Source organism: Streptomyces griseobrunneus, from assembly GCF_046713465.1.
GTDB lineage: Bacteria > Actinomycetota > Actinomycetes > Streptomycetales > Streptomycetaceae > Streptomyces > Streptomyces microflavus.
In genome coordinates this window covers 6,086,726-6,111,129 of sequence record NZ_CP177080.1, presented here as the reverse complement: position 1 = coordinate 6,111,129, position 24,404 = coordinate 6,086,726, and the positions used below count along the sequence as shown (strand labels likewise).

The following is a 24,404-nucleotide window of genomic DNA, read 5'->3' as shown; positions in this document are numbered from 1 at the left end:
CTCACAGCAGGGTCTTGAGCTTCTCCGCCAGCAGGTCCCAGCGCCACTTCTCCTCGACCCAGGCGCGGCCCCGCTCCCCCATCCGCCGCCGCAGCTCCGGGTCGCCGAGCAGCGTCACGATCCGGTCCGCCGACTCCTCGGCGCTGCCGCCGCGCACCACCCACCCGGTCTCGCCGTCGAGCACCGCGTCCGGCGCGCCGCCCGAGTCCCCGGCCACCACCGGCAGCCCGGTCGCCGACGCCTCCAGGTAGACGATCCCGAGGCCCTCCACGTCGAGCCCGCCGCGCCGGGTGCGGCACGGCATCGCGAAGACGTCCCCGGCCCCGTAGTGCGCGGGCAGCTCCGCCCACGGCACGGGCCCGGTGAACCGCACCGAGTCCGCCACCCCGGTCTCCACCGCCAGCCGCTTCAGGTCCTTGGCGTACGGGCCGCCGCCGACGATCAGCAGCACCGCGTCCGGGATCTGCGCCAGGATCGCGGGCATGGCCAGGATCAGCGTGTCCTGGCCCTTGCGCGGGACCAGGCGCGAGACGCAGACGACCACCGGGCGGTCGGAGAGCCCGAGGCGGGCGCGGACCTTGTCGCCGCCGGAGGCCGGGTGGAAGGTCTTCTCGTCGACGCCCGGCGGCAACTGCACCATGCGGGCGGCTGCGTCCGGGGTGAGGGCGGCGGCGATCCGGGAGCGGGTGTACTCCCCCAGATAGGTGATCGTGTCAGTGCCCTCGCCGATCCTCCGCAGCAGCTGCCGGGAGGCGGGCAGCTGGGCCCAGCCGGCCTCGTGGCCGTGGGTGGTGGCCACCAGCCGCTTCGCGCCCGCGCGGCGCAGCGCGGGGGCCATCAGGCCGAGCGGGGCGGCGGCGCCGAACCAGACGGAGGTGCAGCCGTGTTCGCGGAGCAGGGCGGTGGCCCGGCGGGTGACGCGCGGGGTCGGCAGCAGCATCGTCGTCCGGTCGCGGACCACGGTGAACGGCTGCTCGGCGTCGAAGGCGGCGGTGGCCGCCGTGCCCTCCTCGCCGCGCTTCCAGGTGGAGGCGTAGACGACGACCCGGTCGGGGTCCAGGCGCAGCGCCATGTTGTGCAGGAACGCCTGGATGCCACCGGGGCGGGGCGGGAAGTCGTTGGTCACGATCAAGGTCTTGTCCATCGCGGCTGACAGTACCGAACGGCCGCGCTTCACCGCTGACGCCCTCCCTCCCCGGCATCATGGGCCGCCGGACCCAGGTCGGAACGGTGAGGGCGGCGGCGATGACGGGACGGGCACCCACCGGCGTACGGCTGCTGCCGTACGGGCTGCTGCCGTGCGCGGCCTGGGCGCTGACCCGGGCGGCGCTGCTGCTCTGCGTGTTCGGCGTTTCCGGTGTGCTGTCCGTGCCCGGCCCGGATGTCACGGTGGACGTGTCGGTGATCTACCGGGGCTGGTACGAGGTGCTGCTCTCCGGCACGTACCCGCTGCACGACGTCACCTGGCAGTACCCGCCCGGCGCCGCCCTCGCGGTCCTCTCCCCCGCCCTGCTGCCCTTCTGGGAGTACGCGAGCGCCTTCTACGCCCTCGTGCTGCTCTGCGACGCGCTGGTGCTGGGGCTGCTCCTGTACGCGGGGCGGCGGCCGGGGATAAGGGCGGCGGGCGCGTGGGTGTGGATCGCGGGGGTGCCACTGCTGGGGCCGACCGTGTACGCCCGCTACGACCTGATGGTGACGGCGGTCGCGGTGGCGGCGCTGCTGGCGGGGGTGCGCCATCCCCGGGTGCTGGGGGTGCTGGCCGCGTTCGGGGCGCTGCTGAAGGTGTGGCCGGCGCTGGTGCTGGTGGGGATCCGGCGGGGGCGGCCGACCCGCGCGGCCTGGTCGGCGGCGGCGCTGACGGCGGCCGGGCTCGGTGTGGGCTTCGCGCTGTGGATGCCGGGAGCGTTCGCGTTCCTGGCCTTCCAGCGGGACCGGGGCACCGAGATCGAGTCGCTGGGCGCGCTGGTCTTCCATGTGGCGCGGCAGTTCGGGTGGGAGGGGCGGGTGGAGCTGCACTACGGCTCCATGGAGTTCCTCGGCCCGCACGTGGAGCTGGCCTCGACGCTGGCCCTGGGGCTCGCCGCGCTGGCCCTGGGCTGGCTGCTGGTGTGGCGGCTGCGGGCCCGTGCGTTCGCCGCCCACACCCCGGCGCAGGCCGCGTTCACGGCGGTGCTGCTGTTCACCACGACGAGCCGGGTGATCAGCCCGCAGTACGTGGTGTGGCTGGTCGGGCTCGCGGCGGTCTGCCTGGCGTTCCGGGGCGGTGGGATGGTCCGGCCCGCCGTGCTGGTGCTGGTCGCGGCGGGGGTGACGGTGCTGGAGTTCCCGGTGTACTTCGCCGAGGTGGTGGCGAGCGACGCGTGGGGCGTGACTCTCCTGTTCGTACGGAACGGGCTGCTGGTGGCGGCCTCCCTGCTCGCCGCGCGGGAGCTGTGGCGGGAGACGGTGCCGGGGGCGCGGTCCGGGCCGGGCGCCGGAGCGCGTCCGGCGCGCGGGGATCAGCCGAGCCGGGCGCTCAGGTAGTCGCGCCAGTCAACGGTGAACTCCTCGGGCGTCGTGGCGAGCACCGATCCCATCGCCTGCTCCACCGCCCCGTCCCGCCCCGGATGGGCCCCGACGGCCGCGTAGAAGGCGGTCAGCTTCTCCTTGCCCCACCGCTCCGCGATGAGCTCGCAGGCCATCCAGGCGCTCTCGTAGGCCCGGGCGAGCTCGGCGGGGTCGCCGTCGAAGCCGAAGTCCTTGTCGACGGGGAGTCCGGCGGGTACGTCACCGGCCCGGACCGCGCGCGTCAGCTCCGGGGCGATGAGGTCGGGGGTGCGGTCCTCCCCCCGGTAGGCGGCCCAGTCGGCGAACCCCTCGGAGAGCCAGACCGGGGTGGCCGTGGAGGTGCTGGTCCGGGTGGCGACATGGGTCGTCTCATGGGTCAGGACGACCCGCTGGCCGAAGCTGCCGAGCGAGGCGTACGCCTGCGGGTTGACGATCACCCGGTCCGCGAGGGCCGGGCGCTTCCCGGTGGCGCCGGCCTCGCCGGTGGTGACGGCGGCGATCCCCCGGTAGCTGGTCCCCGGGGAGCCCAGGAGTCCCGCCATGGACTGCACGGAGTCCGGGACGAGCACGACCACCCGGCGGGCCCAGGTCCGGGGCCAGGCGTCCGACACGGCGGGTACGGCGAGGTCCACGGTGTCCGCGACCTGGCGCAGCTCCTCCTCGGGCCGTCCGACGCCCAGGACCAGGCTGTGGGCGCCCCGGACGACCTCCACCTCCCCCTGGTGCCAGAGCTGGTCGGAGGCGCCCTCGGCGGGCCGGTCGGCGCTGACGTACCACCGCTCGCCGTCCCGCATCAGCTCCAGGGTGCGGCGGGTGGCGATGGGCGCGGTGTCGTACCCGTCGATCCGGTAGCGCAGCTCCACCTCGGTGGTGGCCCACTCGCCGTCCTGCTCGGTGATGCCCTTGACCTCGTACGTCCAGGACTTCAGGGGTACGTCGGCGAGGTTGGCGAGCTCGGTGCGCTGGACGGCCCGCAGCTTCACGGCGTCGGGGGCGATGGTGTCGAGGTAGCCCGCCGGGTCCCGGGCGAGGACGGCGGCGGCGCGGCGCTCCAGGGTGGCGTCGATCTCCCGGACGGTGAGGGAGGTGGCGGCGTCCCGATGGTCCGCCGGGGCCACACAGGCGGAGGCGGTCAGCAGGGCGGCGAGCACCGGGCCCGCCGCACGCCGACGCCGATGGGGGCGTCTCCCCCGCGCACCACGTCGTCCTCGTTCGGCCACCCTGCCGATCGTACGGTCAGATCCGGGCGGGCGGTCTGCACGGCGGCCGGATCCGGGCGGTGGTCAGATCCGGGTGACCGAGGAGACGGGCATCATCCCGACGGGGTCGTAGCGGATCGGGGCGCCCGGATAGGGGGCGTGGATGACCTGGCCGTTGCCCACGTACATGCCGATGTGGCTGGCGTCGGCGCGGTAGGCGACCAGGTCGCCGGGCTGGGCCTGGGAGAGCGGGATCATGCGGCCCGCGTGCCGCTGGGCCTGCGAGGTGCGGGGCAGGCTCACCCCGGCCTGGGCGTAGGCCCACTGCATGAGCCCGGAACAGTCGAAGCCGGAGGGCCCGTTGGCGCCCCAGACATACGGTTTGCCGAGCGCCTGGCGGACGGCGGCCACGGCGGACATCGCCCGGGCCGATCCCGGGGCGACGCCGGAGAGGTCGGGGGCGCCGTCGCGGCCGGAGCGCGAGGCCCGGTCGAAGGAGGCGCGGTCCTCGGCGGGCAGCGAGTTCAGCAGCTGCCGGGCCTGGCGGAGCTTGGCCTCGACGGCGCGTTTGTGACGGGTCACTGCGGCCCGGTTGAGCTCCAGCTCGGTGAGGGCGCGGGTGGCCTCGGAGCGGGTCTGGGCGACCTTGCGCTGGGTGTGCCGGAGCTTGTCCAGGGTCAGCGCCTGGCGTGCGCCGGCCCGGTCGAGGGCGGCGGCCCGCTCCAGGTAGGTGTCCGGGTCGGAGGAGAGCAGCAGTGCGAGCGCCGGGTCGATGGAGCCGGTGCGGTACTGGGCGCCGGCCATCGCGCCGAGGGAGTTGCGCATCCGGTTGATGGAGTCCTGGCCGCGGGCCGCCGCGTCCTGGGCGCGGTCCGCCTCGCCGCGCAGCCGCTCCACCCGCTCCCCGGCCTCGTTGAAGAGTTCGGTGGCCTGCTCGGCCTCGCCGTAGAGCCGGTCGACGGCGGCCTTGGCGCTCTCGCGGGTGTCCTTCGGGTCGGCGCTCGCCGGGGCCCCGGTCAGCGTCGCGGCCGCGGTGGCGGCTGCCGCCGAGATGACCGTGACGCGGACGCTCCGATTGAGGCCGGACTGTGTGGGACGGCGATGGGACACCACAGGAAGCCGCACTCCCTTCCGCTGACGCAGTAACGCGCGACCCCTGCCGCCCGGGACGGGCGGACCGATGAGCGGGAGCCGCACAGCAGCCAGACAGTAATCGGACGACTACCGGGCGGCCAAAGACCTCGCCGGTGGCGGAAGAGGCGTCGAACAGCCCTGCCCCGCCGGTGACCTCGGTCTCCGGCGGGGCAGGGCGTCAGCGTGGGGTGAGGCTATTCCCTCGTTCGGGCGTCGTCTCGGCGGGCGTGGCGTCAGATGCGGACGCCGAACTGGAAGGTGCCCATGTAGTCCATCGACTCGTAACGGACGACGGTGCCCGGCTTCGGGGCGTGCAGGATCTGGTTGTTGCCGGCGTAGAAGCCGACGTGCGACAGGCCGTTGAAGAAGACCAGGTCGCCCGGCTTGAGCTGGCTGCGGCCGATCTTCACGCCGTCGTTCTGCTGGGTGTACGTGGTCCGGCTGATGTTGACGCCGGCCTGGGCGAAGGCCCACTGGGTCAGCCCGGAGCAGTCGTAGGAGTTGGGGCCCGAGCCGCCGGAGACGTACGGCTTGCCGAGCTGGGTGGCGGCGGCGCTGAGGGCGGCGGCACCGCGATTGGACGCGGGGGCCTCGTTGCCGAGCTCGACCCGCTCGTTGGAGGCGCGGCTGGCGCGGTTCTCCTCCTGCTGGATCTTCGCCCGCTCGGCCTGCGTCAGGCTGTTGAGCAGCCGCTGCGCGTCGGCCAGCTTGCCCTGGTACTTCTTCTTGTTCTCGCCGAGCGCCTTGCGGACGTCGGCGAGGTCGCCGAGCTTGTCCTGGGCCTCCTGGCGCTGCTGGGCCAGGGTGCGCTGCTTGGACTGGATCTTCTGCAGCGACTCCGTCTGCTTGACCGTCAGCTGGTCGAGCGCGGAGGCCTGGTCGAGGAAGCTGTCCGGGTCCGAGGCGAGGAAGAGGGCGACCGAGGGGTCGATACCGCCGGAGCGGTACTGCGCGGTGGCGATCGAACCCAGCTCGCCGCGGAGGCTGTTGAGCTCGTCCTGGCCGCGGGCGACCTTGTCCTGCAGCGCGTCGACCTGCTTCTTGAGCTTGTCCTGCTGCTCCTTGGCCCCGTTGTACTTCTCGGTGGCCGCCTCGGCCTCGTGGTAGAGCTTGTCGACCTTCGCCTTGACTTCGCTCTTGCTCGGCTTGGGGTCGGCGTGGGCGGCCTGGGAGGACAGGGCCACGGCCGCGGCGGCGGTCGCGGTGAGCACGGTCACGCGGGTGCGGCTCGCCTGCTTGGGACGACGGTGGGACGCCACGAAGGCGAGCTCCTTCTTCCTCGAGCCGCCTACCGGGCTGTGGGGGACGAGATCCCCGGCTCCGTACACATCACGGACTAGGCGGTTCCTTCGCTGCCACCCCGGATGGGTGATCTACCGTGCGAAGGTTCGAGCCCTGACCCTAGTGACCATCTTGTGATCAGTTCAAATCCTCACAGGATTTTTCTTGTCACAGCAGGCACTTCTTTACTCTCACCGCACCACGTGTAGCGATGACTTGACGGTACGTTCCCAAAAATCCGGCATGCCACACATGTCGCACATCTGTTTCTAGACGCGCGAAAGGCGCTTCAGGAGCAAGACGGACGCGACGGGCCGGGCGCCGGCCTTGGCCACCCCGTCCGCCACCTCTCGGTCGGTGGAGACGACCACCACGGGCCGTCCCGGCGGTTCCGCGCGGGCCAGTTGACGGATCAGCTCGTCCGCGGTGACCCCCGCCTTGCTGAACAGCACCCGCACCCCGCGCGGCGGGGCGAGCAGCACCGGAGCGGCCAGTTCGGCGCCGTCGAAGACACAGGTCATCTCGGCGCCGGTCTGCGCGGCGAGCACCGAGAGACCGCCCAGCAGCCGCAGCCGCTGCTTCTCCAGCGGCATCTGGGGATAGCCGGTCTTGGTGACGTTGTAGCCGTCCACGATGAGATGCGCCTGCGGGAGCGCCAGCAGCTGGTCGAGCAGCGCCGGATCGGTGTCCGAAAGCGCCCTGGCGGCAATGTCCTTGGGCGACATCCGGCCCGGCTCCACCGCGTCCACACTGTCGGCCGGGCGGGCCGTCACCGGGGGCAGGGCCAGCTCGCGGCGGAGCCCCGAGGCCGCGTCCAGGACCGTGTCGAGCAGCAGCCGCAGCCGCATGTCCTCCATCGAGCGCCCCTCGCGGGAGGCCCTGCGGCCCGCCTCCAGGGCCGCCTCGGCCTCACCGAGCCTGCTCTTGAGCCGGCGTGACTCGCTCTCGGCTGCGGAGAGCTGGGCGGACGCCTCGGCCCGCTGGGCGTCGGCCTCGGCGGTGCTGCGGCGCAGGGCGGCCTCCCCCCGCTTCACCTCGCTCAGCGCGGAGCGCAGTTTGCGGTGGAGCGACTCGGACTCCTTGCGGGCCGCGTCCAGCTCGGTGCGCAGCCGCTCGGTCTCGCTGCGGGTGTGGGCGCGCGCCCGTTCCAGCTCCTCGCGCAGCTGCACCAGTTCGCGCCGGCTCTCCTCGTCCACCCGCTCCGCGTCGGCGCGCTGGACCTCCTCGCCGGCCGCCTCGACCAGCTTGACCCAGCCCGTCGGGCGCAGCACATAGGCGGCGGCGGCCACATCGACGGGGTCGGCGGCCGCGGGCGGCGAACCCGCCTCCAGCGCACCGGCCAGCTCCGGCTGGGTCTGGCTCAGCCGCTCACCGATGCGCTGCCGGAAGAGGGGGTCGCTCTCCAGGGCGGCGGCCATCGCGTTCCCGGCGAACTTGGCCCGCCGGGTCGGAGTGAACCGGGCATACTGCCGCAACTGGGCGGGGAGTTCGGCGACGGTGAGGCCGCCGAAGGCGTCCGAGACCAGGGCGACGACCCGCCGTCGTACACCTTCGGGCAGCGGGCGGTCGAGCGCCTCTGCACCGCCGTCGGCCGCATCGGCCGGTTCGGCGCCGCTGGTCGGCTGATCCACCGTCCGTCACCCCATAGATATGTCTGTCGGTGCGCTCCCTCAGGAGGCGGCACCCGGCCTGTCCACCAGTTCGATCTGGTCCACCGCGTTGCACCAACGGCAGCGGACCGACTCGATGGTCTCACTGACCACCTCCCGCTCCTCGACACTGGACTCACCGGCCAGGTCGAGATGGACGTACTCCACGACCTTGGAGGAGCGCGTCACGTCGAAGCGCGTGAGATTGCCGCACAGGGTGCAGCGCCAGCGGGTCCCGTCGGTCGGCAGGGGAACCGTCGTCATCGTTGCGTCCTCTTTCGTCGTCTGGCGGAGAGCGCGCCGGGCGCGCCGCCGCGTCTCTTCCTGTCGTACGTCAAGGATCTCGCGGTGCGCCGTCGAACTGCGGAATTCCTGGCGTAACCCTACGGCCTCGCGTATAGGCATCGGCACGGCGAGGCGCTCCGTCACGTTCTCCCCCGGTACGTCATGCTCTGTACATGATCGACGGGCGGCAGTTCGACTGGCGGGCCACGGCCGGGAAGGTCCGGGACAGCGCGGCGGGCGGGGCCCCGGTGACGTACGGGCTGATCGCCCTGTGCTGCGCGGTCTTCCTGATCAGCCCGCTCTCCGGGTTCGGCGGCGCCTCCTACGGGAGCCAGGACGCGCTGCTCGCCGCGCAGGCCGGGTACTTCGAGCGGTGGGGGGTGATCCCGGCCGAGCTGTGGGAGGGCTCGGCGCGCGCCCTGCTCATGCCGTTCACCGCGCTGTTCGTGCACGGCAGCTGGCTCCACCTGCTGGGGAACCTGCTCTTCCTGTACGTGTTCGGGGCGATGGCCGAGGAGCGCATGGGCCGGGTGCAGTTCGCCCTCTTCTACGTGGGGTGCGGCTACCTGGCCCTGGTCTGCTACGCGGCGGTGCACGCGGACTCCGGCCAGACGCTGGTCGGCGCGTCGGGCGCGATCTCGGCGGTGCTCGGCGGGTTCCTGTACCTGTTCCCCAAGGCCCGGGTGACCAGCCTGTTCCCGTTCCTCTTCTTCCTGCCGCTGCGCTTCCCCGCCTGGATCGTGCTGGTCTTCTGGTTCGGGCTCCAGTGGGCGGCGGCCCAGGCCGCGGACGCCGGGCCGGGGGTGGCGTATCTGGCGCATGTGGCGGGGTTCGCCGCCGGGTTCCTCTACGCCTGGGGGCGGTATGGGCGGAGGGCTAGAGTGAAGGTTCCAGCCACGGCGACCGAGGGAGACAGACAGCCGTGATCACCGCGATCGTGCTCATCAAGACCAGCGTGGACCGGATTCCGGAGATCGCCGAGGCCATCGCCGCGCTGGACAGTGTCAGCGAGGTCTTCTCCGTCACCGGCACCTACGACCTGATCGCCATGGTCCGGGTCGCCCGCCACGACGACCTCGCCGATGTCATCCCCGGCCGGATCAGCAAGATCCCGGGCGTCGAGGGCACCGACACGCATGTGGCGTTCCGTACGTACTCCCAGCACGACCTGGAAGCGGCGTTCGCCATCGGCCTGGACGCGTAGGGCCACACCTTTCGGCCGGGGAGGGGCAGTGCGCCCGTCCCCGGCCGAGGTGTTTCCGTACGTCCGTCCTCAGACCTGGGCGGCGGTGCCCCGGTCCGGGACGCAACGGCCGTCCTCGGTGCGGTACTTCCACTGGGCGCCCTCGCTGACCAGCTCGGAGACCGCGCGCAGGAACCGCTCGATGTGCTCGTCCGGGGTACCGGCGCCGAAGCTGACCCGGATCGCGTTGAGGGACCGCTCGCCCGGCTCGGCCTCGGGGGCGCCGCACTCGCCCGGATCCTGCGGGTCGCTGCCGAGAAGGGTGCGCACCAGCGGGTGGGCGCAGAAGAGGCCGTCGCGGACGCCGATGCCGTACTCCGCGGAGAGGGCGGCGGCGAAGTGCGAGCTGTTCCAGCCGCGCACCACGAAGGAGATGACGCCGACCCGGGGGGCGTCGTCGCCGAAGAGCGAGAGCACCTGGACCTCGGGGACCGCGGCGAGCCCCTCGCGGACCCGGCTCACCAGCTCCTGCTCCCGGGCGACCAGGTTGTCGAAGCCCGCCTCGGTCAGGGCCTTGCAGGCGGAGGCGATGGAGTAGACGCCGATCACGTTGGGCGAGCCGGCCTCGTGGCGGGCGGCCGTGGTGTGCCAGTCGACGTCCACGCCGCCGTCGGCGCGCCGGGCGACCTTGCGGGAGGCGCCGCCGCCGGCGAGGTACGGCTCGGCCGCCAGGAGCCAGTCGGAGCGGCCGGCCAGGACGCCGGATCCGAAGGGCGCGTACAGCTTGTGGCCGGAGAACGCGACCCAGTCGACGTCCAGTTCGGCGATGGAGACGGGGTGGTGCGGGGCGAGCTGGGCGGCGTCCAGGACGATCCGGGCACCGTGCGCGTGGGCGGCGGCGGCCAGTTCCTTCACCGGCCACAGCTCGCCGGTCACGTTGGAGGCGCCGGTGACGCAGACCAGGGCGGGGCCGTAGGGGTCGCGGTCGGCGAGAGCGCGCTCCAGGGTCTCGACGGCCTGGGCCGGGGTGCGGGGTGCGTTGAGGTAGGTGACCTGGGCATCGCGCCAGGGCAGCAGAGAGGCGTGGTGCTCGGTCTCGAAGACGAAGACCTGGCAGCCGGCCGGGATCGCGGCGGCCAGCAGGTTGAGGGAGTCGGTCGTCGAGCGGGTGAAGACCACCTGGTCGTCCGCGCGGCAGCCGAGGAACTCCGCGACGGTGCGGCGGCTGTTTTCGAAGAGGTCGGTGGAGAGCTGCGAGAGGTATCCGGCGCCGCGGTGGACGCTGCCGTAGTACGGGGCGTACGCGGCGACGTCGTCCCAGACCCGCTGGAGGGCCGGGGCGCTGGCGGCGTAGTCGAGCGCGGCGTAGGTGACTTCACCGCCGGTGACGAGCGGAACGGTGACATCCTGGCCCAGAACGGGCAGCGGGGCACAAACCGACGGGTCGATGGCAGCGGTGGAGACAGGCATGGCGAACTCCCGTAAAAGGCAGGCGAAATCCGTGCGCCGGCGGGTACGCGGCAGCGCAGGAGAAGGAAGGAAAAGGGTGCGCTGAAGGAGGGCGTTCAGCCAAGGGCACGAAAAGCCCTGGGACGAGCCCTAACGCATTCGCTTGCTCACAAGAGGCTCCCTAGGGACCAGGACCCCGGGGGCTGGCGTCCACTGGACGCCGAGGGGCCCGCGCTTGCCGCAGACCTCGCTGCCTACGGCCTGGTCTTCACCCGGGGCACCCCGCCACGGACGGAGGGTTGCCGGACAGCGGGCCGGGGCCGTAGTCGCTGTCACTCATGACCTGCGCAGCATCTTGCCATATGTATGCAGACGCGCAAGGGCGCAGTCCGGCATCCGGACTGCGCCCTGCGTCACACTCTGCGTCCCTCAGGCGTTACTGGCCGCCACCCACCGGTCCAGGGCCCGTTTGGCCGCCCCGGAGTCGACGGCCTCGGCCGCGACGAGGATCTTCGCCGCGATCTGCTCGGTCAGCGTGCCCGGTCCCGGGTCGAGCGCGACCAGCGCCGCCGCCGAGTTGAGCAGCACAGCCTCGCGTACCGCGCCGCCCTCGCCGTCCAGCAGGCGGCGGGCCACATCGGCGTTGTACGAGGCGTCGGCGCCGCGCAGCGCCTCGACGGGGACCAGCGGGAGGCCGACGTCGCGCGGGTCGAAGGGCTCCTCGCGCACCGTGCCGTCACGGACCACCCAGACCCGCGAGGTGGCGGTGGTGGTCAGCTCGTCGAGCCCGTCGTCCCCGCGGAAGACCAGCGCCGAGTTGCCGCGTTCCGCGAGGACGCCCGCCACGATGGGCGCCATCCGGGCGTCGGCCACCCCGATTGCCTGGGAGCGCACCTGGGCCGGGTTGGTGAGGGGGCCCAGGATGTTGAACGTGGTCTGCGCCCCGAGCTCCCTGCGGGCCTTGGCGGCGTACCGCAGGGCGGGGTGGAACTTCACGGCGAAGCAGAAGGTGATGCCCGCCGCCTCGGCGACCTCGACCACCCGTTGCGGGGTCAGTTCCAGGTTGACGCCGAGCTTCTCCAGTACGTCGGACGAGCCGCTCGCCGAGGAGGCGGCCCGGTTGCCGTGCTTGACGACCTTGGCGCCGGTCCCGGCGATGACGATCGCGGACATGGTCGAGATGTTGACCGTCTTGGCGAGGTCGCCGCCGGTGCCGACGATGTCGACGGTGCGGCCCGGCACATGGATGGTGTTGGCGTGCGCGTACATCGCGCGCACCAGACCGGTGACCTCCTCGACGGTCTCGCCCTTGGCCCGCAGCGCCACCGCGAAGCCGGCGATCTGCGCGTCGGTCGCCTCGCCGCTCATGATGCGGTCCATCGCCCAGGCGGTCTCGTCGGAGGAGAGGTTCTCGCCGCGCAGCAGGGGGTTCAGCAGGCCGGGCCAGGAACGGTCCGCCACGCTGTCGCCGCCGCTCGGGGTCACAACGTTCATGGTCCGCTCCAGGGGGTCCACAGCCGGTAAAGAGTCGGCTCCACCCTATCCAGCCGCCGGGACCGCGAAGAGCCCCGTCCATCGAATGGACGGGGCTCCCGCTGTGGCGAACAGTTCGGACGATCAGTGGTGGCCGTGGCCCTCGCTGATCTCCTTGTACTCCTCCGCGGTGGGCTTGGCGATCTGGTTGTCCTCGCCGAAGTAGCCCTTGCTGAGCTTGGCCCGGACCTTCTGGACCGGGGAGATCTTGCGCTTGACGCCGTTCTCGTCGACCTCTGGGCCGAGCTCGACCGGCTTGTACTGCTCGTGCGCGGTGAGCGTGTGCAGCTGCCCCGGGGAGAGCGGCTCGTGGATCTCCACGAACTCACCGTGCGGCAGGCGCTTGATGATGCCGGTCTCGCGACCGTGCAGCACCTTGTCCCGGTCACGGCGCTGGAGGCCCAGGCAGATCCGCTTCGTGACGATGAACGCGATGACCGGTCCGGCGAAGAAGAAGATCCGGACGAACCACGAGATGGCGTTCAGCGACAGATGGAAGTGCGTGGCCCACAGGTCGTTACCACCGCCGACGAGGCCGATGAAGTACGCCGTGATCCAGGCGACGCCGAGAGCCGTACGGGTCGGGGCGTTGCGCGGGCGGTCCAGGATGTGGTGCTCGCGCTTGTCCCCGGTGATCCAGGACTCGAGGAACGGGTAGACCGCGGGCAGCGAGAGCACCAGGCCGAAGAGGACCAGTGGGATGAACACACCCAGGTTGAGCGTGTGACCCCAGAAGACGATCTCCCAGCCCGGCATGACACGGACCAGACCCTCGGCGAAGCCCATGTACCAGTCGGGCTGGGCGCCGGTGGACACCTGGTCCGGGCGGTACGGGCCGAGCGCCCAGATCGGGTTGATCGTGGCGATGGCCGAGATGATCGCGATGATGCCGAAGACCAGGAAGAAGAAGCCTCCGGCCTTCGCCATGTAGACCGGCAGCAGCGGCATGCCGACGACGTTCTTGTTGGTCCGGCCGGGACCCGCGAACTGCGTGTGCTTGTGGTAGAAGACCAGGATCAGGTGGGCCACCAGCAGCCCGAGCATGATGCCCGGCAGCAGCAGGATGTGGATCGAGTAGAACCGGGCCACGAAGTCGTGGCCGGGGAACTCGCCGCCGAACAGGAACATCGAGATGTACGTACCGACGATCGGCACGGACAGGATCGCGCCCTGGGTGAAGCGGACACCCGTACCGGACAGCAGGTCGTCCGGGAGGGAGTAGCCGGTGAAGCCGGTGAACATGCCCAGCACGAAGAGCAGGAAGCCGAACAGCCAGTTGACCTCGCGCGGCTTGCGGAAGGCGCCCGTGAAGAAGACGCGCATCATGTGCACGAACATGCCGGCCAGGAAGATCAGCGCGGCCCAGTGGTGGATCTGCCGCACGAGCAGACCACCGCGGACCTCGAAGCTGATCTTCAGCGTGGAGGCGTAGGCCTCCGACATCCGGATGCCCTGCATGGGCTCGTACGGGCCGTGGTACACGACCTCGTTCATGCTCGGCTGGAAGAACAGCGTCAGATACACACCCGTGAGGATGATGATGATGAAGCTGTAGAGCGCGACCTCACCGAGCATGAAGGACCAGTGGTCCGGGAAGATCTTGCGCATGTTGGCCTTGGCCAGGCCGTAGATGCCGAGCCTGCCGTCAGCCCAGTCGGCGACCCGCTCGCCCGCGGGTGCCTTGCGCTGTCCCGCCTGGCCGGCGGGCGGGTTGGTTGTCTCAGTACTCATCCGCGCTCCCAGAAGGACGGGCCGACGGGCTCGTCGAAGTCACCGAGCGCTTCGAGGTTGCCCTCGCTGTTCACACCGATCCGCAGCTGCGGAAGCGGGTGGCCGGCCGGACCGAAGATGACGCGGGCGCCGTCGGAGAGGTCGAAGGTGGACTGGTGGCACGGGCAGAGCACGTGGTGTGTCTGCTGCTCGTACAGGCTGATCGGGCAGCCGACGTGGGTGCAGATCTTGGAGAAGGCGACGATGCCCTCGTGGGCCCAGTCGCGCTGGCGCTTGTCCTTGATGTCGTCCGGCTCGATGCGGATGATCATCAGGGCCGCCTTGGCGATCTGCGACTGGAAGTCGTGCGCGTCCTCCTCCAGGCCCTCGGGCATGGCGAAGGTCAGCGAGCCCACGGCGACGTGCTCGGGGCGCAGCGGCTCCATCGTGTTCATGTTGACGAGCAGCTTGCCCTTGGCCCACAGGGTGGACCGGAGCTTCTTCTCCGGCAGCGGACCGAGGTCGCGCAGCAGCACCACACCGGAGAGCGGCACCAGGGCCAGCGCACCGAAGAGGGTGGTACGGATGAGCTTGCGACGGCCCAGCGCCGACTCCTCGGCACCGGCCGCGAAGTCGGCCAGGACCTGGGCCTTGACCTCGGGCGTCGCCTCGATCGGGTGGCGGTCGGCCGGGACCTCGACGTCGGACATCAGGGTGCGCGCCCAGTGGACGGCGCCCGCGCCGATGAAGAAGAGGGCGAAGCCGAGCGTCACTCCCAGGGAGAAGTTGAGCGCGCTCACATGGCCGAAGGGCCAGATGTAGACGATCTTGTCCACCGGGAAGATGACGTAGGCGGCGATGAAGCCCACCGTCGACAGCATCGAGAGGACGAACATGAACGCGACGGCCCGCTCGGAGCGGTTCGCGGCGCGTTCGTCGAGGTCCTGGATGCGCGGCTTGTGGGCCGGCAGCCCCGGGTCGGCGAACGGGTCGTCCGTACCCTCCACCGCGCCGTGCGCGGTCTCCTGCACCACGGGCAGGTTGTCTTCTGGAATCTGTTGGCTACTCATGACTTCTTGGCCTTAGCGGTGTGGGCCGCGACCCAAATGGCGATGGCGACGAGGGCGCCGAGTCCGAAGATCCAGGCGAACAGGCCTTCACTGACCGGACCCAGACCGCCGAGCTCGAGGCCACCGGGGCTCGCCGTCTCCTCGCCGTTCACGGTCTGGATGTACGCGATGATGTCCTTCTTCTGCTGCTCCGGCATCGTCGTGTCGGGGAAGGAGGGCATGCTCTGCGGGCCGGTCTGCATGGCCTCGTAGATGTGCTTCGGGCTCACACCTTCGAGGTCAGGGGCGTATTTGCCCTTGGTGAGAGCACCGCCCTTGCCCGTGAAGTTGTGGCACTGGGCGCAGTTGTTGCGGAACAGTTCGCCGCCCTTGGCGACGTCCGCGCCGGCCGGGTCGACCTGCTTGTCGGTCGGCGTGATCGGACCGGCGCCGAGCGACGCGACGTACGCCGCGAGCTGGTCGATCTCCGCCTGTGTGTAGATGACCTTCTTCTTCGGTACCTGGGCGCCCGGCTGCTGCGCGGGCATACGGCCCGTACCGACCTGGAAGTCGACGGCGGCGGAGCCCACGCCCACGAGGGACGGCCCGTCGGTGGTGCCCTGACCGCCGGTTCCGTGGCAGCTGGCGCAGCCTACGGTGTAGAGCTTCTTGCCCTCGTCGATGGCGAGGGACTGGGCGGTTTCATCGGCCTGCGCCTTGCCCGCAGGCGCAAACGCGGCGTACAGCCCCCCGGTAGCCGCCAGCGCGAGGAGTAGTACGACGACCGCCGCCAGCGGATGGCGTCGTCGTGCGGAGAGCTTTTTCACGGATTACCCCGGTGTCAGGATCTTCTGCGTCGATGGTGGGTGGGTGCGAGCCCGGTTACTTGATCATGTAGATCGTTGCGAACAGGCCGATCCACACCACATCCACGAAGTGCCAGTAGTAGGACACGACGATGGCTGCGGTGGCCTGGTCGTGGGTGAACCTCTTGGCTGCGTATGTCCTGCCGAGTACCAGCAGGAAGGCGATGAGGCCGCCCGTCACGTGCAGGCCGTGGAAGCCGGTGGTCAGGTAGAACACCGAGCCGTACGGGTCGGACGACAGGGAGAGCCCCGCGTCCTTGACCAGCTCGGTGTACTCCAGGACCTGGCCGCCGATGAAGATCGAACCCATCACGAAGGTGATGATGAACCAGGTGCGGAGCTTCTTCACATCGCCCCGCTCGGCGGCGAAGACGCCGAGCTGGCAGGTGAGTGAGGAGAGCACCAGGATCGTGGTGTTCGTGGCCGAGAACGGGAAGTTCAGATGACCGGCCATCTCCTTCCAGTAATCGGGTCCCATCACCGATCGCAGGGTGAAGTACATCGCGAAGAGGGCCGCGAAGAACATCAGCTCGGAACTCAACCAGATGATGGTTCCGACGCTGGTGAGGTTCGGCCGATTGACCGACGGGTGCGCGTGCCCGGTTTCTACTGTCGTTGCTGTCGCCACGACCGACATTATGTCGGTCGCTTATCCCGCCCTCACTCCGGGGGGTGCCGTTCGGTGTGTCAGTCCCGTGTGTCCTGCCCGAACGGCCCATCGAATCGGTGTCCTTACCGGTGCTGACGGCCGGTCGGGCGGAGTACGATCCGCGCATCGGTTCATGCCCCGAGAGCCCCGAAGACACAGATGTCACGGAGGAACAATGCAGGCGACCGCCACGGTCCTGGTCTACAGCGACGACGCCAACATCCGCGAGCAGGTGAAGCTGGCGACCGGCCGCAGGCCCGCCGCCGACGTGCCACCGGTGCGGTTCCTGGAGTGCGCGACGCTTCCGGCCGTCCTGGCGGCGCTGGACGCCGGCGGGGTCGACGTCTGCGTCCTGGACGGCGAGACGGCTCCCATCGGCGGCATGGGCGTCTGCCGGCAGATCAAGGACGAGATCTTCCACTGCCCCCCGGTCCTCCTGCTGATCGGCCGCCCGCAGGACGCGTGGCTGGCCACCTGGAGCCGGGCGGAGGCCGCGGTGACGCTGCCGGTGGACCCGGTGGAGTTCGCCGACGCGCTGGCGGCGCTGCTGCGCGCCCGGCTCGCCGTGGAGGCCTGAGAAGGCCCTGTGAGCCCGTGAGGAGCGCCCCGCACTGCGGGGCGCTCCTTCTGTGCCCCGTCAGACGTGCGGGCGCAGCCGTGCGGCCTGGAGCGTCTGCGGGCTGTCCGGCACCCCTTCGTTGAGGGCGCTGCCCTTCTGCCACTTCTCCCAGGAGAGGTTCCAGTCGCCGAACCCGTTGTCGAACGGCGTCATGGTCTCCCCCGCGCTGCCGACGACCTTCACGATGTCGCCCTGGCGCACGGTGTCGAAGAACCACTCGGCGTTGCCGGTGCTCATCCCGGTGCAGCCGTGGCTGACGTTGGCGTTGCCCTGGGAGCCGGTGGACCAGGGCGCGGCGTGCACGTACTCGCCGCTCCAGGTCACCCGGGTGGCCCAGTAGACCGGCAGGTCGTACGACTCCGACGAGCCGGCCGCGATGCCGATGCTCTCCCCGCGCATCCGTACGAACTGCTCCTTGGCGAGGATCACCTTGACGCCGTTGCGGGTGGAGAAGCCGGGCTTGCCGGTGGTGACCGGAATGGTATTGATCACTTCTCCGTTGCGCAGGACCGTCATGGTGTGGGTCGAGGCGTCGGTGAGGGCCTCGACCCGGTCGCCGGTGGTGATCTTCAGGGGCTTGGCCTCGGCCCCGTAGAGGGCGTTGGTCACCTTGATGCCCGTGAGGTTGGAGCGGACCTCGACGGTGGCGTTGGCGGGCCAGTACTCCTGGGGCCGGTAGTGGAGATTCTTGTCGTCGACCCAGTACCAGGCGCCGGTGACGGCCGGGGTGGAGCGGACCTTCAGGGCGCGCTCGACGGTGGCCCTGGAGGCCTTGCCGGTGACCGGAGCGCTGAGTTCCGCCGTGATGGGCTGTCCGACGCCGTAGGTGCCCGTCTCCGGGCCGAAGGCGACCTTCAGCAGCTTCTTGGGCGAGGAGGTGTCGAACGAGAGCGTACGGGTGCCGGGAGCGCCGTCCCCGTTCTCGGTGGAGACCCTGACGGTGTATCCGGTGCCGGCGGCCAGCGGGGCGGTGGAGCGCCACCGCCTGCCGTCGGCGGAGAGCTCGCCCGCCAGGTGGCGGCCCCCCGTGTCCACGGCGCTCACGTCGGTGATGCGGCCGTCGTCACCCTTGACGGTGACTTCCAGTGGTTTGTCCGGGTCGGCCTTCTGGTTCTTGGACGGGCCGTTGAAGGAGACCTGGTCGCCCGCGTCGTACGGCTTCGTCGAGAGCGGGTGGCCGTCGGGCGAGCCACAGGCGGTCGCACCCGCTGCGAGGGTCACGACCAGCAGGGTGCAGCTCACTACGGTGCGCATGCGCGGCGTGTGGTTCATACAGCCCACGCTAAGAAGATTCATCCGTTCCAGCGCGTTCTGTGACTGCAAACGAGCGAAGGGCCCGTGTCGCCTACTGCGACGCGGGCCCCTCGTGGGGTAGTGCGGTGTCACCCACCGGCGGGTGTCACTGGGTGCGGTTCTCACCCCGGTAGTACTCGAAGACCCAGCCGAAGAGGCCGATCAGGAGCAGCGGAGCCGAGAAGTACAGCAGCCACCAGCCGAATACGACGCCCATGAAGGCGAAGGCGCCACCGACGGCCAGGGAGAGCGGCTGCCAGCTGTGCGGGGCGAAGAACCCCAGCTCGCCCGCCTCGTCGGCGACATCGGCTTCCTTGTTGTCCTGGGCCATGGCGTCGACCCGGTTGGCCGTGAAGGCCAGGTAGAAGCCGATCATGACCGAGAGCCCGAAGGCCAGGAAGAGTGCCGTGGTGCCGACCGGCTCCTTCGACCACACGCCGTACACGACGGCCATGCCGAGGATGAAGACGCTCAGCCAGATGAACAGCTGTCCCTGGATCTTCACTTGCCTGCCTCCTTGCCGCCGGCGAGGGCCTTGTCCGACTCGGAGTGGTGCTCAAGCTGTTCGAGCGCCGCGATCTCCGGGTGGTGCAGGTCGAACGCCGGGGATTCGGAGCGGATCCGCGGCAGGGTGATGAAGTTGTGGCGCGGCGGCGGGCAGGAGGTCGCCCACTCCAGCGAACGGCCGTAACCCCACGGGTCGTCGACCTCCACCTTCTTGCCGTACTTGGCGGTCTTCCAGACGTTGTAGAAGAACGGAAGCATCGACAGGCCGAGCACGAAGGAAGCGATCGTGGAGATCGTGTTCAGCGCGGTGAAGCCGTCGGCGGCGAGGTAGTCCGCGTAACGACGCGGCATTCCCTCGGCACCGAGCCAGTGCTGCACCAGGAACGTGCCGTGGAAGCCCACGAACAGCGTCCAGAAGGTGATCTTGCCGAGCCGCTCGTCCAGCATCTTGCCGGTGAACTTCGGCCACCAGAAGTGGAATCCGGAGAACATCGCGAAGACCACGGTGCCGAAGATGACGTAGTGGAAGTGCGCGACGACGAAGTACGAGTCCGAGACGTGGAAGTCCATCGGCGGCGAGGCCAGGATGACGCCGGTCAGACCACCGAAGGTGAAGGTGATCAGGAAGCCGACGGCCCAGAGCATCGGTGTCTCGAAGGACAACGAGCCCTTCCACATCGTGCCGATCCAGTTGAAGAACTTCACCCCGGTCGGCACCGCGATCAGGAACGTCATGAACGAGAAGAACGGCAACAGCACGCCGCCCGTCACGTACATGTGGTGCGCCCACACCGTCACCGAGAGACCGGCGATGGCGATCGTCGCGGCGATCAGACCGATGTAGCCGAACATCGGCTTGCGGCTGAATACCGGGATGACCTCGGAAATGATCCCGAAGAACGGCAGGGCGATGATGTACACCTCTGGGTGCCCGAAGAACCAGAAGAGGTGTTGCCACAGCAACGCGCCGCCATTGGCGGAGTCGAAGATATGTGCCCCGAATTTCCGATCCGCCTCCAGCGCGAACAGCGCGGCGGCGAGAACCGGGAAGGCCAGCAGGACCAGGACACCGGTCAGCAGGACGTTCCAGGTGAAGATCGGCATGCGGAACATCGTCATGCCGGGGGCGCGCATGCAGATGATCGTGGTGATGAAGTTGACCGAGCCGAGGATCGTGCCGAAGCCGGAGAAGGCCAGACCCATGATCCACATGTCGGCGCCGATGCCCGGCGAGCGGACCGCGTCGTTCAGCGGCGCGTAGGCGAACCAGCCGAAGTCGGCGGCGCCCTGCGGCGTGAGGAAGCCGGCCACCGCGATGAGCGAGCCGAAGAGGTACAGCCAGTAGGCGAACATGTTCAGCCGCGGGAACGCCACGTCGGGCGCGCCGATCTGCAGCGGCATGATCCAGTTCGCGAACCCGGCGAACAGCGGCGTCGCGAACATCAGCAGCATGATCGTGCCGTGCATCGTGAACGCCTGGTTGAACTGCTCGTTCGACATGATCTGCGTGCCGGGACGGGCCAGCTCGGCGCGCATGAAGAGCGCCATGAGTCCGCCGATGCAGAAGAACGCGAACGACGTGACCAGGTAGAGCGTACCGATCGTCTTGTGGTCAGTGGTGGTCAGCCACTTGATGACGACGTTTCCCGGCTGCTTGCGCCGAACCGGCAGCTCGTCCTCGTACGAGTCGTCTGCTGGAGCGGCACCCTGAGGTTCGTTGAGGATGCTCACAGTTGGTTCTTCTCCGCATTCCTGGCCGGGTCCGTCTGCTCGATGCCCGCCGGCATGTAGCCCGTCTGACCCTTTTCAGCCAGCTCCTTGAGGTGCTGCTGGTAACGCTCCGGGGAGACGACCTTGACGTTGAAGAGCATCCGGGAATGGTCGACGCCACAGAGCTCGGCGCACTTGCCCATGAAGGTGCCCTCCCTGTTGGGAGTGACCTCGAATACGTTGGTGTGGCCCGGGATGACGTCCTGCTTCATGAGGAACGGCACCACCCAGAAGGAGTGGATGACGTCACGCGAAGTGAGGACGAAGCGGACCTTCTCGCCCTTCGGCAGCCACAGGGTCGGACCCGGGTTGCCGTTCTGGGGGTTCCGGGTACCGGGGATGCCCGCGTCGTAGACGCCGGTGGCGTCCTGCGGGAAGTCCTTCTGGAACTTGTCCGGGATGGCCGCGAGCTCCTTGGGGACCTCGCTGCCCGCAGCGGGCTGGCCTTCCACCTTCTCGATGTAGTTGAAGCCCCAGCTCCACTGGTAGCCGACCACGTTGATGGTGTGGGCGGGCTTGTCGGAGAGCTCGAGGAGCTTCGACTCATCACGCGCGGTGAAGTAGAAGAGCACCGAGACGATGATGAGCGGAACCACTGTGTACAACGCCTCGATGGGCATGTTGTACCTGGTCTGCGGAGGTACCTCCACCTTGGTCCGGCTACGCCGGTGGAAGAAGACGCTCCAGAGGATCAGCCCCCAGACAAGGACACCCGTGACGAGCGCTGCCGCCCACGAGCCTTGCCAGAGGGAGAGGATCCGAGGGGCCTCTTCCGTTACCGGGGTGGGCATACCGAGGCGGGGAAAATCCTCCCAGTTGTATGAACAACCGGAGGCCGTCGCCAGGACCAGGCCCGCAGTCAGCACCTGCGGCAGCTTCCGCCGCATCGGGCGCCGCGACGAGCGGTCGGAGCCGTTGGGACTCACGTAGCGCCTTCCCGAGAGTCTCGCCCGCACGGTCGGCGCGCCCGTCTCTCTGGTCGGTCGCCGTCCCTGTCGCGGGCAGGGGTTTGGATGTTTATGCGGACCAAACCCTACTGGACGCTATTTGGGGTCGCGCGGGGAGGGTGCCCAACGCGCCGCCCGACTCCCCGAAGGGGTGGAATCCGGGCCTCCGGGGGCCATCTGACGCCCTCTCTCCCGGCCGGGCGGGCAGCCGGGCGCCGGGGCGAGACCGGCCGCGGGCTAGCGTGGCGGCGTGCCCTACTTCGACACCGCCTCCGCCGCCCCCCTGCACCCCGTCGCACGCCAAGCGCTGCTTGCCGCGCTCGACGAGGGCTGGGCCGACCCCGCCCGCCTGTACCGCGAGGGGCGCCGCGCCCGGCTGCTGCTGGACGCCGCCCGGGAGGCCGCGGCGGAGGCGGTCGGCTGCCGTCCGGACGAGCTGGTCTTCACCTCTTCGGGGACGGCCGCCGTGCACGCTGGAATCGCCGGGGCTCTTTCGGGGCGTCGGCGTGTCGGCCGCCATCTGGCCCTCTCCGCGGTCGAGCACTCCTCGGTGCTCCATTCGGCGGCGGCCCACGAGGCGGCGGGCGGATCGTTCACCGAGGTGCCGGTGGAGCGGTCGGGGGCGGTGGACCCGGCGGCGTACGCCGGAGCGCTGCGGGCGGACACCGCGCTCGCCTGCCTCCAGTCGGCCAACCACGAGGTGGGCACGGAGCAGCCGGTGGAGCAGGTGGCCGCGCTCTGCGCCGAAGCGGGGATCCCGCTTCTGGTGGATGCCGCCCAGTCGCTGGGCTGGGGGCCGGTGGCGGGCCGCTGGTCGGTGCTGACGGCGAGCGCGCACAAGTGGGGCGGGCCCGCCGGCGTCGGGCTGCTGGCGGTACGCAAGGGGGTGCGGTTCGCCCCGCAAGGCCCGGCCGGGGAGCGGGAGTCGGGCCGGGCGCCGGGGTTCGAGAACCTGCCGGCGATCGTGGCGGCGGCGGCCTCGCTGCGCGCGGTACGGGACGAGGCGGCGGCCGAGGCGGTGCGGCTGCGGGCCCTGGTCGGCCGAATCCGGTCGGTCGTGGCCGAGCGGGTGGGCGATGTCGAGGTGGTCGGTGATCCGGAGCGGCGGCTGCCGCATCTGGTCACCTTCTCCTGTCTCTATGTCGACGGAGAGACTCTCCTCCACGAGCTGGACCGGCACGGATTCTCCGTATCGTCCGGTTCGTCCTGCACGAGCAGCACCCTGGAGCCGAGCCATGTGCTCAAGGCGATGGGCGTGCTGTCGGAGGGGAACGTCCGGGTTTCGCTGCCGATGGGCACGGCGGAGGCGGACGTGGACCGGTTCCTCGACGTACTGCCCGGGGTGGTCGCGGAGGTGCGGGAGCGGCTCGGCGCCCCGGTCTCCGCTCCCCCCTCCCCCGCGCCCGTCGCGTCCCTGGTGGTCGACGCGCTCGGCCGGCGCTGCCCGATCCCGGTGATCGAGCTCGCAAAGGTGATCGGGGAGGTACCGGTGGGCGCCACGGTGACGGTGCTCGCCGACGACGAGGCGGCGCGGCTCGACATCCCCGCCTGGTGCGAGATGCGCGAGCAGGAGTACGTGGGCGAGGAGCCGGCGGACCGCGGCTCGGCCTATGTGGTCCGCCGGCTCAGCTGATCACACCAGGTGCTGCTGGACCTCGGCGGCGGCCTCGTGGCCGTACGCCTTGGTGAAGCGGTCCATGAAGTGGGTGCGGCGCAGGGTGTACTCCTGGGTGCCGACCGTCTCGATGACGAGCGTGGCGAGCATGCAGCCGACCTGGGCGGCGCGCTCCAGGCCGACGCCCCAGGCGAGACCGGAGAGGAACCCGGCGCGGAAGGCGTCGCCGACGCCCGTCGGGTCGGCCTTGGTGTCCTCCTCGGGGCAGCCGACCTCGATGACCGGATCGCCGACCCGCTCGATCCGCACACCGCGGGAGCCGAGCGTGGTCACCCGGTGGCCGACCTTGGAAAGGATCTCCTCGTCGGTCCAGCCGGTCTTGGACTCGATGAGCCCCTTCTCGTACTCGTTGGCGAAGAGATACGTGGCGCCGTCCAGCAGGATGCGGATCTCGTCGCCGTTCATCCGCGCGATCTGCTGCGAGAAGTCCGCGGCGAACGGGATGTTCCGCGAGCGGCACTCCTCGGTGTGGCGGAGCATCGCCTCCGGGTCGTCCGCGCCGATCGAGACGAGGTCGAGGCCGCCGACGCGGTCTGCGACGCTCTTCAGCTCGATCAGCCGGGCCTCGCTCATCGCGCCCGTGTAGAAGGAGCCGATCTGGTTGTGGTCGGAGTCGGTGGTGCAGACGAAGCGGGCGGTGTGCAGCACCTCGGAGATACGGACCGAGCCGGTCTCGACGCCGTGCCGGTCGAGCCAGGCGCGGTACTCGTCGAAGTCGGATCCCGCGGCGCCCACGAGGATCGGCTTGGTGCCGAGCAGACCCATGCCGAAGCAGATGTTGGCGGCGACACCGCCCCGGCGCACATCGAGGTTGTCGACCAGGAAGGAGAGGGAGACCGTGTGCAGCTGATCCGCGACCAGCTGGTCGGCGAAGCGGCCGGGGAAGGTCATGAGGTGATCGGTGGCGATGGAGCCGGTGACTGCAATACGCACGGGGAGGCTTCTCCTGCGGAAGGCGAAGGGCCGAGGTGCGCCCTCCGGGACGGCGTGACAGTTCACGCTACCGGGTGAGCTCTCCGGCCGGGAAAAGGGAAAACTACCCGATAGTAGGTCTTTCTA

Annotated in this window: 22 protein-coding genes and 1 riboswitch; of the genes, 5 read left to right on the top strand and 17 right to left on the bottom strand. The window is 70.2% G+C overall.

The genetic code is table 11. From position 1 onward, the window contains the following. Position 1 precedes the first annotated feature (1 nt). Complete coding sequence (locus ACK8N7_RS27800) at positions 2-1,144, bottom strand: glycosyltransferase family 4 protein (RefSeq protein ID WP_500444437.1); 1,143 nt, start codon at positions 1,142-1,144, stop codon at positions 2-4. A gap of 101 nt (positions 1,145-1,245) precedes the next feature. Here ACK8N7_RS27800 and ACK8N7_RS27795 point away from each other — a divergent pair, with 101 nt between their 5' ends. After that, the gene (locus ACK8N7_RS27795) at positions 1,246-2,523 is read left to right on the top strand and encodes a glycosyltransferase 87 family protein (RefSeq protein WP_500444436.1); all 1,278 of its coding nucleotides are present in this window, start codon (positions 1,246-1,248) and stop codon (positions 2,521-2,523) included. On the opposite strand, the gene ACK8N7_RS27790 is transcribed toward ACK8N7_RS27795, so the two are convergent. The 5 genes from ACK8N7_RS27790 to ACK8N7_RS27770 all read right to left on the bottom strand — a co-directional run bounded on the left by ACK8N7_RS27790 (position 2,499) and on the right by ACK8N7_RS27770 (position 8,074). Further along, on the bottom strand, positions 2,499-3,767 hold the full coding sequence (locus ACK8N7_RS27790; RefSeq protein ID WP_500444435.1) for a hypothetical protein: 1,269 nt from the start codon (positions 3,765-3,767) through the stop codon (positions 2,499-2,501). The genes ACK8N7_RS27795 and ACK8N7_RS27790 overlap by 25 nt on opposite strands. 63 nt (positions 3,768-3,830) lie before the next feature. Next, positions 3,831-4,859, bottom strand: coding sequence for a C40 family peptidase (locus ACK8N7_RS27785; RefSeq protein ID WP_403208830.1), 1,029 nt, complete (start codon positions 4,857-4,859; stop codon positions 3,831-3,833). 254 nt (positions 4,860-5,113) lie between these two features. Continuing rightward, positions 5,114-6,139 carry a C40 family peptidase gene (locus ACK8N7_RS27780; RefSeq protein WP_403208828.1) on the bottom strand — a complete coding sequence of 342 codons (1,026 nt, stop codon included), beginning with the start codon at positions 6,137-6,139 and terminating at the stop codon, positions 5,114-5,116. Between the two features lie 291 nt (positions 6,140-6,430). Next, the gene (locus tag ACK8N7_RS27775) at positions 6,431-7,792 is read right to left on the bottom strand and encodes an NYN domain-containing protein (RefSeq protein ID WP_500444434.1); all 1,362 of its coding nucleotides are present in this window, start codon (positions 7,790-7,792) and stop codon (positions 6,431-6,433) included. A gap of 39 nt (positions 7,793-7,831) precedes the next feature. Next, positions 7,832-8,074, bottom strand: coding sequence for a hypothetical protein (locus tag ACK8N7_RS27770; RefSeq protein ID WP_015608051.1), 243 nt, complete (start codon positions 8,072-8,074; stop codon positions 7,832-7,834). 194 nt (positions 8,075-8,268) lie between these two features. Here ACK8N7_RS27770 and ACK8N7_RS27765 point away from each other — a divergent pair, with 194 nt between their 5' ends. Both ACK8N7_RS27765 and ACK8N7_RS27760 read left to right on the top strand, forming a co-directional pair. Next, positions 8,269-9,021, top strand: coding sequence for a rhomboid family intramembrane serine protease (locus tag ACK8N7_RS27765; RefSeq protein ID WP_403208824.1), 753 nt, complete (start codon positions 8,269-8,271; stop codon positions 9,019-9,021). Then, positions 9,018-9,299, top strand: a complete 282-nt coding sequence (locus ACK8N7_RS27760) for an Lrp/AsnC family transcriptional regulator (protein ID WP_003969641.1) — start codon at positions 9,018-9,020, stop codon at positions 9,297-9,299. The genes ACK8N7_RS27765 and ACK8N7_RS27760 overlap by 4 nt, the downstream gene beginning before the upstream one ends. Positions 9,300-9,368: 69 nt before the next feature. Here ACK8N7_RS27760 and ACK8N7_RS27755 read toward each other — a convergent pair whose 3' ends face one another. The 6 genes from ACK8N7_RS27755 to ctaE all read right to left on the bottom strand — a co-directional run bounded on the left by ACK8N7_RS27755 (position 9,369) and on the right by ctaE (position 16,522). Further along, complete coding sequence (locus ACK8N7_RS27755; RefSeq protein WP_500444433.1) at positions 9,369-10,748, bottom strand: aminotransferase class V-fold PLP-dependent enzyme; 1,380 nt, start codon at positions 10,746-10,748, stop codon at positions 9,369-9,371. Between the two features lie 205 nt (positions 10,749-10,953). Then, a riboswitch (SAM riboswitch) is annotated at positions 10,954-11,071 on the bottom strand. Between the two features lie 85 nt (positions 11,072-11,156). Next, positions 11,157-12,221 (bottom strand): anthranilate phosphoribosyltransferase, encoded by a 1,065-nt coding sequence (gene trpD, locus ACK8N7_RS27750; protein ID WP_403208820.1) that lies wholly within the window; start codon positions 12,219-12,221, stop codon positions 11,157-11,159. 123 nt (positions 12,222-12,344) lie between these two features. Next, positions 12,345-13,991 carry a cytochrome bc1 complex cytochrome b subunit gene (gene qcrB, locus ACK8N7_RS27745; protein ID WP_403208818.1) on the bottom strand — a complete coding sequence of 549 codons (1,647 nt, stop codon included), beginning with the start codon at positions 13,989-13,991 and terminating at the stop codon, positions 12,345-12,347. Beyond that, positions 13,988-15,040 (bottom strand): cytochrome bc1 complex Rieske iron-sulfur subunit, encoded by a 1,053-nt coding sequence (gene qcrA / locus ACK8N7_RS27740; RefSeq protein WP_403208816.1) that lies wholly within the window; start codon positions 15,038-15,040, stop codon positions 13,988-13,990. The genes qcrB and qcrA overlap by 4 nt, the downstream gene beginning before the upstream one ends. Continuing rightward, positions 15,037-15,846, bottom strand: coding sequence for a cytochrome bc1 complex diheme cytochrome c subunit (gene qcrC, locus ACK8N7_RS27735; protein WP_403208814.1), 810 nt, complete (start codon positions 15,844-15,846; stop codon positions 15,037-15,039). The genes qcrA and qcrC overlap by 4 nt, the downstream gene beginning before the upstream one ends. 55 nt (positions 15,847-15,901) lie before the next feature. Then, the gene (gene ctaE / locus ACK8N7_RS27730) at positions 15,902-16,522 is read right to left on the bottom strand and encodes an aa3-type cytochrome oxidase subunit III (RefSeq protein ID WP_015608058.1); all 621 of its coding nucleotides are present in this window, start codon (positions 16,520-16,522) and stop codon (positions 15,902-15,904) included. A gap of 187 nt (positions 16,523-16,709) precedes the next feature. On the opposite strand from ctaE, the gene ACK8N7_RS27725 reads away from it, so the two are divergent. Continuing rightward, entirely contained in the window at positions 16,710-17,111 is a 402-nt protein-coding gene (locus tag ACK8N7_RS27725) for a DNA-binding transcriptional response regulator (protein ID WP_015608059.1), read from the top strand. Between the two features lie 60 nt (positions 17,112-17,171). On the opposite strand, the gene ACK8N7_RS27720 is transcribed toward ACK8N7_RS27725, so the two are convergent. From ACK8N7_RS27720 to ctaC, 4 genes are all read right to left on the bottom strand, one after another. Beyond that, positions 17,172-18,425 (bottom strand): L,D-transpeptidase, encoded by a 1,254-nt coding sequence (locus ACK8N7_RS27720; RefSeq protein ID WP_403208812.1) that lies wholly within the window; start codon positions 18,423-18,425, stop codon positions 17,172-17,174. Positions 18,426-18,552: 127 nt separating this feature from the next. Then, the gene (locus ACK8N7_RS27715; RefSeq protein ID WP_403208810.1) at positions 18,553-18,951 is read right to left on the bottom strand and encodes a cytochrome c oxidase subunit 4; all 399 of its coding nucleotides are present in this window, start codon (positions 18,949-18,951) and stop codon (positions 18,553-18,555) included. Next, a complete protein-coding gene (gene ctaD / locus ACK8N7_RS27710) occupies positions 18,948-20,684 on the bottom strand; it encodes an aa3-type cytochrome oxidase subunit I (RefSeq protein ID WP_015608062.1) in 1,737 nt (578 codons plus the stop codon). The genes ACK8N7_RS27715 and ctaD overlap by 4 nt, the downstream gene beginning before the upstream one ends. Next, positions 20,681-21,649: an aa3-type cytochrome oxidase subunit II gene (gene ctaC / locus ACK8N7_RS27705; RefSeq protein WP_031122126.1), complete on the bottom strand. Its 969-nt coding sequence runs from the start codon at positions 21,647-21,649 to the stop codon at positions 20,681-20,683. Before ctaC ends, ctaD begins: the two co-directional genes overlap by 4 nt. Before the next feature lie 271 nt (positions 21,650-21,920). Here ctaC and ACK8N7_RS27700 point away from each other — a divergent pair, with 271 nt between their 5' ends. Beyond that, entirely contained in the window at positions 21,921-23,303 is a 1,383-nt protein-coding gene (locus ACK8N7_RS27700; RefSeq protein WP_403208808.1) for a cysteine desulfurase/sulfurtransferase TusA family protein, read from the top strand. Here the strand turns inward: ACK8N7_RS27700 and ACK8N7_RS27695 are convergent, their stop codons facing one another. Beyond that, positions 23,304-24,278: a carbohydrate kinase family protein gene (locus ACK8N7_RS27695; RefSeq protein ID WP_403208806.1), complete on the bottom strand. Its 975-nt coding sequence runs from the start codon at positions 24,276-24,278 to the stop codon at positions 23,304-23,306. Positions 24,279-24,404: the final 126 nt, after the last annotated feature.

Coding starts and splice junctions, on each gene's coding strand:
- ACK8N7_RS27755 (WP_500444433.1), bottom strand. CDS start 10,748: ATGCCTGTCTCCACCGCTGCCATCGACCCGTCGGTTTGTGCCCCGCTG.
- ctaE (WP_015608058.1), bottom strand. CDS start 16,522: ATGTCGGTCGTGGCGACAGCAACGACAGTAGAAACCGGGCACGCGCAC.
- ACK8N7_RS27725 (WP_015608059.1), top strand. CDS start 16,710: ATGCAGGCGACCGCCACGGTCCTGGTCTACAGCGACGACGCCAACATC.
- ACK8N7_RS27765 (WP_403208824.1), top strand. CDS start 8,269: ATGATCGACGGGCGGCAGTTCGACTGGCGGGCCACGGCCGGGAAGGTC.
- qcrA (WP_403208816.1), bottom strand. CDS start 15,040: ATGAGTAGCCAACAGATTCCAGAAGACAACCTGCCCGTGGTGCAGGAG.
- ACK8N7_RS27800 (WP_500444437.1), bottom strand. CDS start 1,144: ATGGACAAGACCTTGATCGTGACCAACGACTTCCCGCCCCGCCCCGGT.
- qcrB (WP_403208818.1), bottom strand. CDS start 13,991: ATGAGTACTGAGACAACCAACCCGCCCGCCGGCCAGGCGGGACAGCGC.
- trpD (WP_403208820.1), bottom strand. CDS start 12,221: ATGAACGTTGTGACCCCGAGCGGCGGCGACAGCGTGGCGGACCGTTCC.
- ACK8N7_RS27770 (WP_015608051.1), bottom strand. CDS start 8,074: ATGACGACGGTTCCCCTGCCGACCGACGGGACCCGCTGGCGCTGCACC.
- ACK8N7_RS27795 (WP_500444436.1), top strand. CDS start 1,246: ATGACGGGACGGGCACCCACCGGCGTACGGCTGCTGCCGTACGGGCTG.
- ACK8N7_RS27720 (WP_403208812.1), bottom strand. CDS start 18,425: ATGAACCACACGCCGCGCATGCGCACCGTAGTGAGCTGCACCCTGCTG.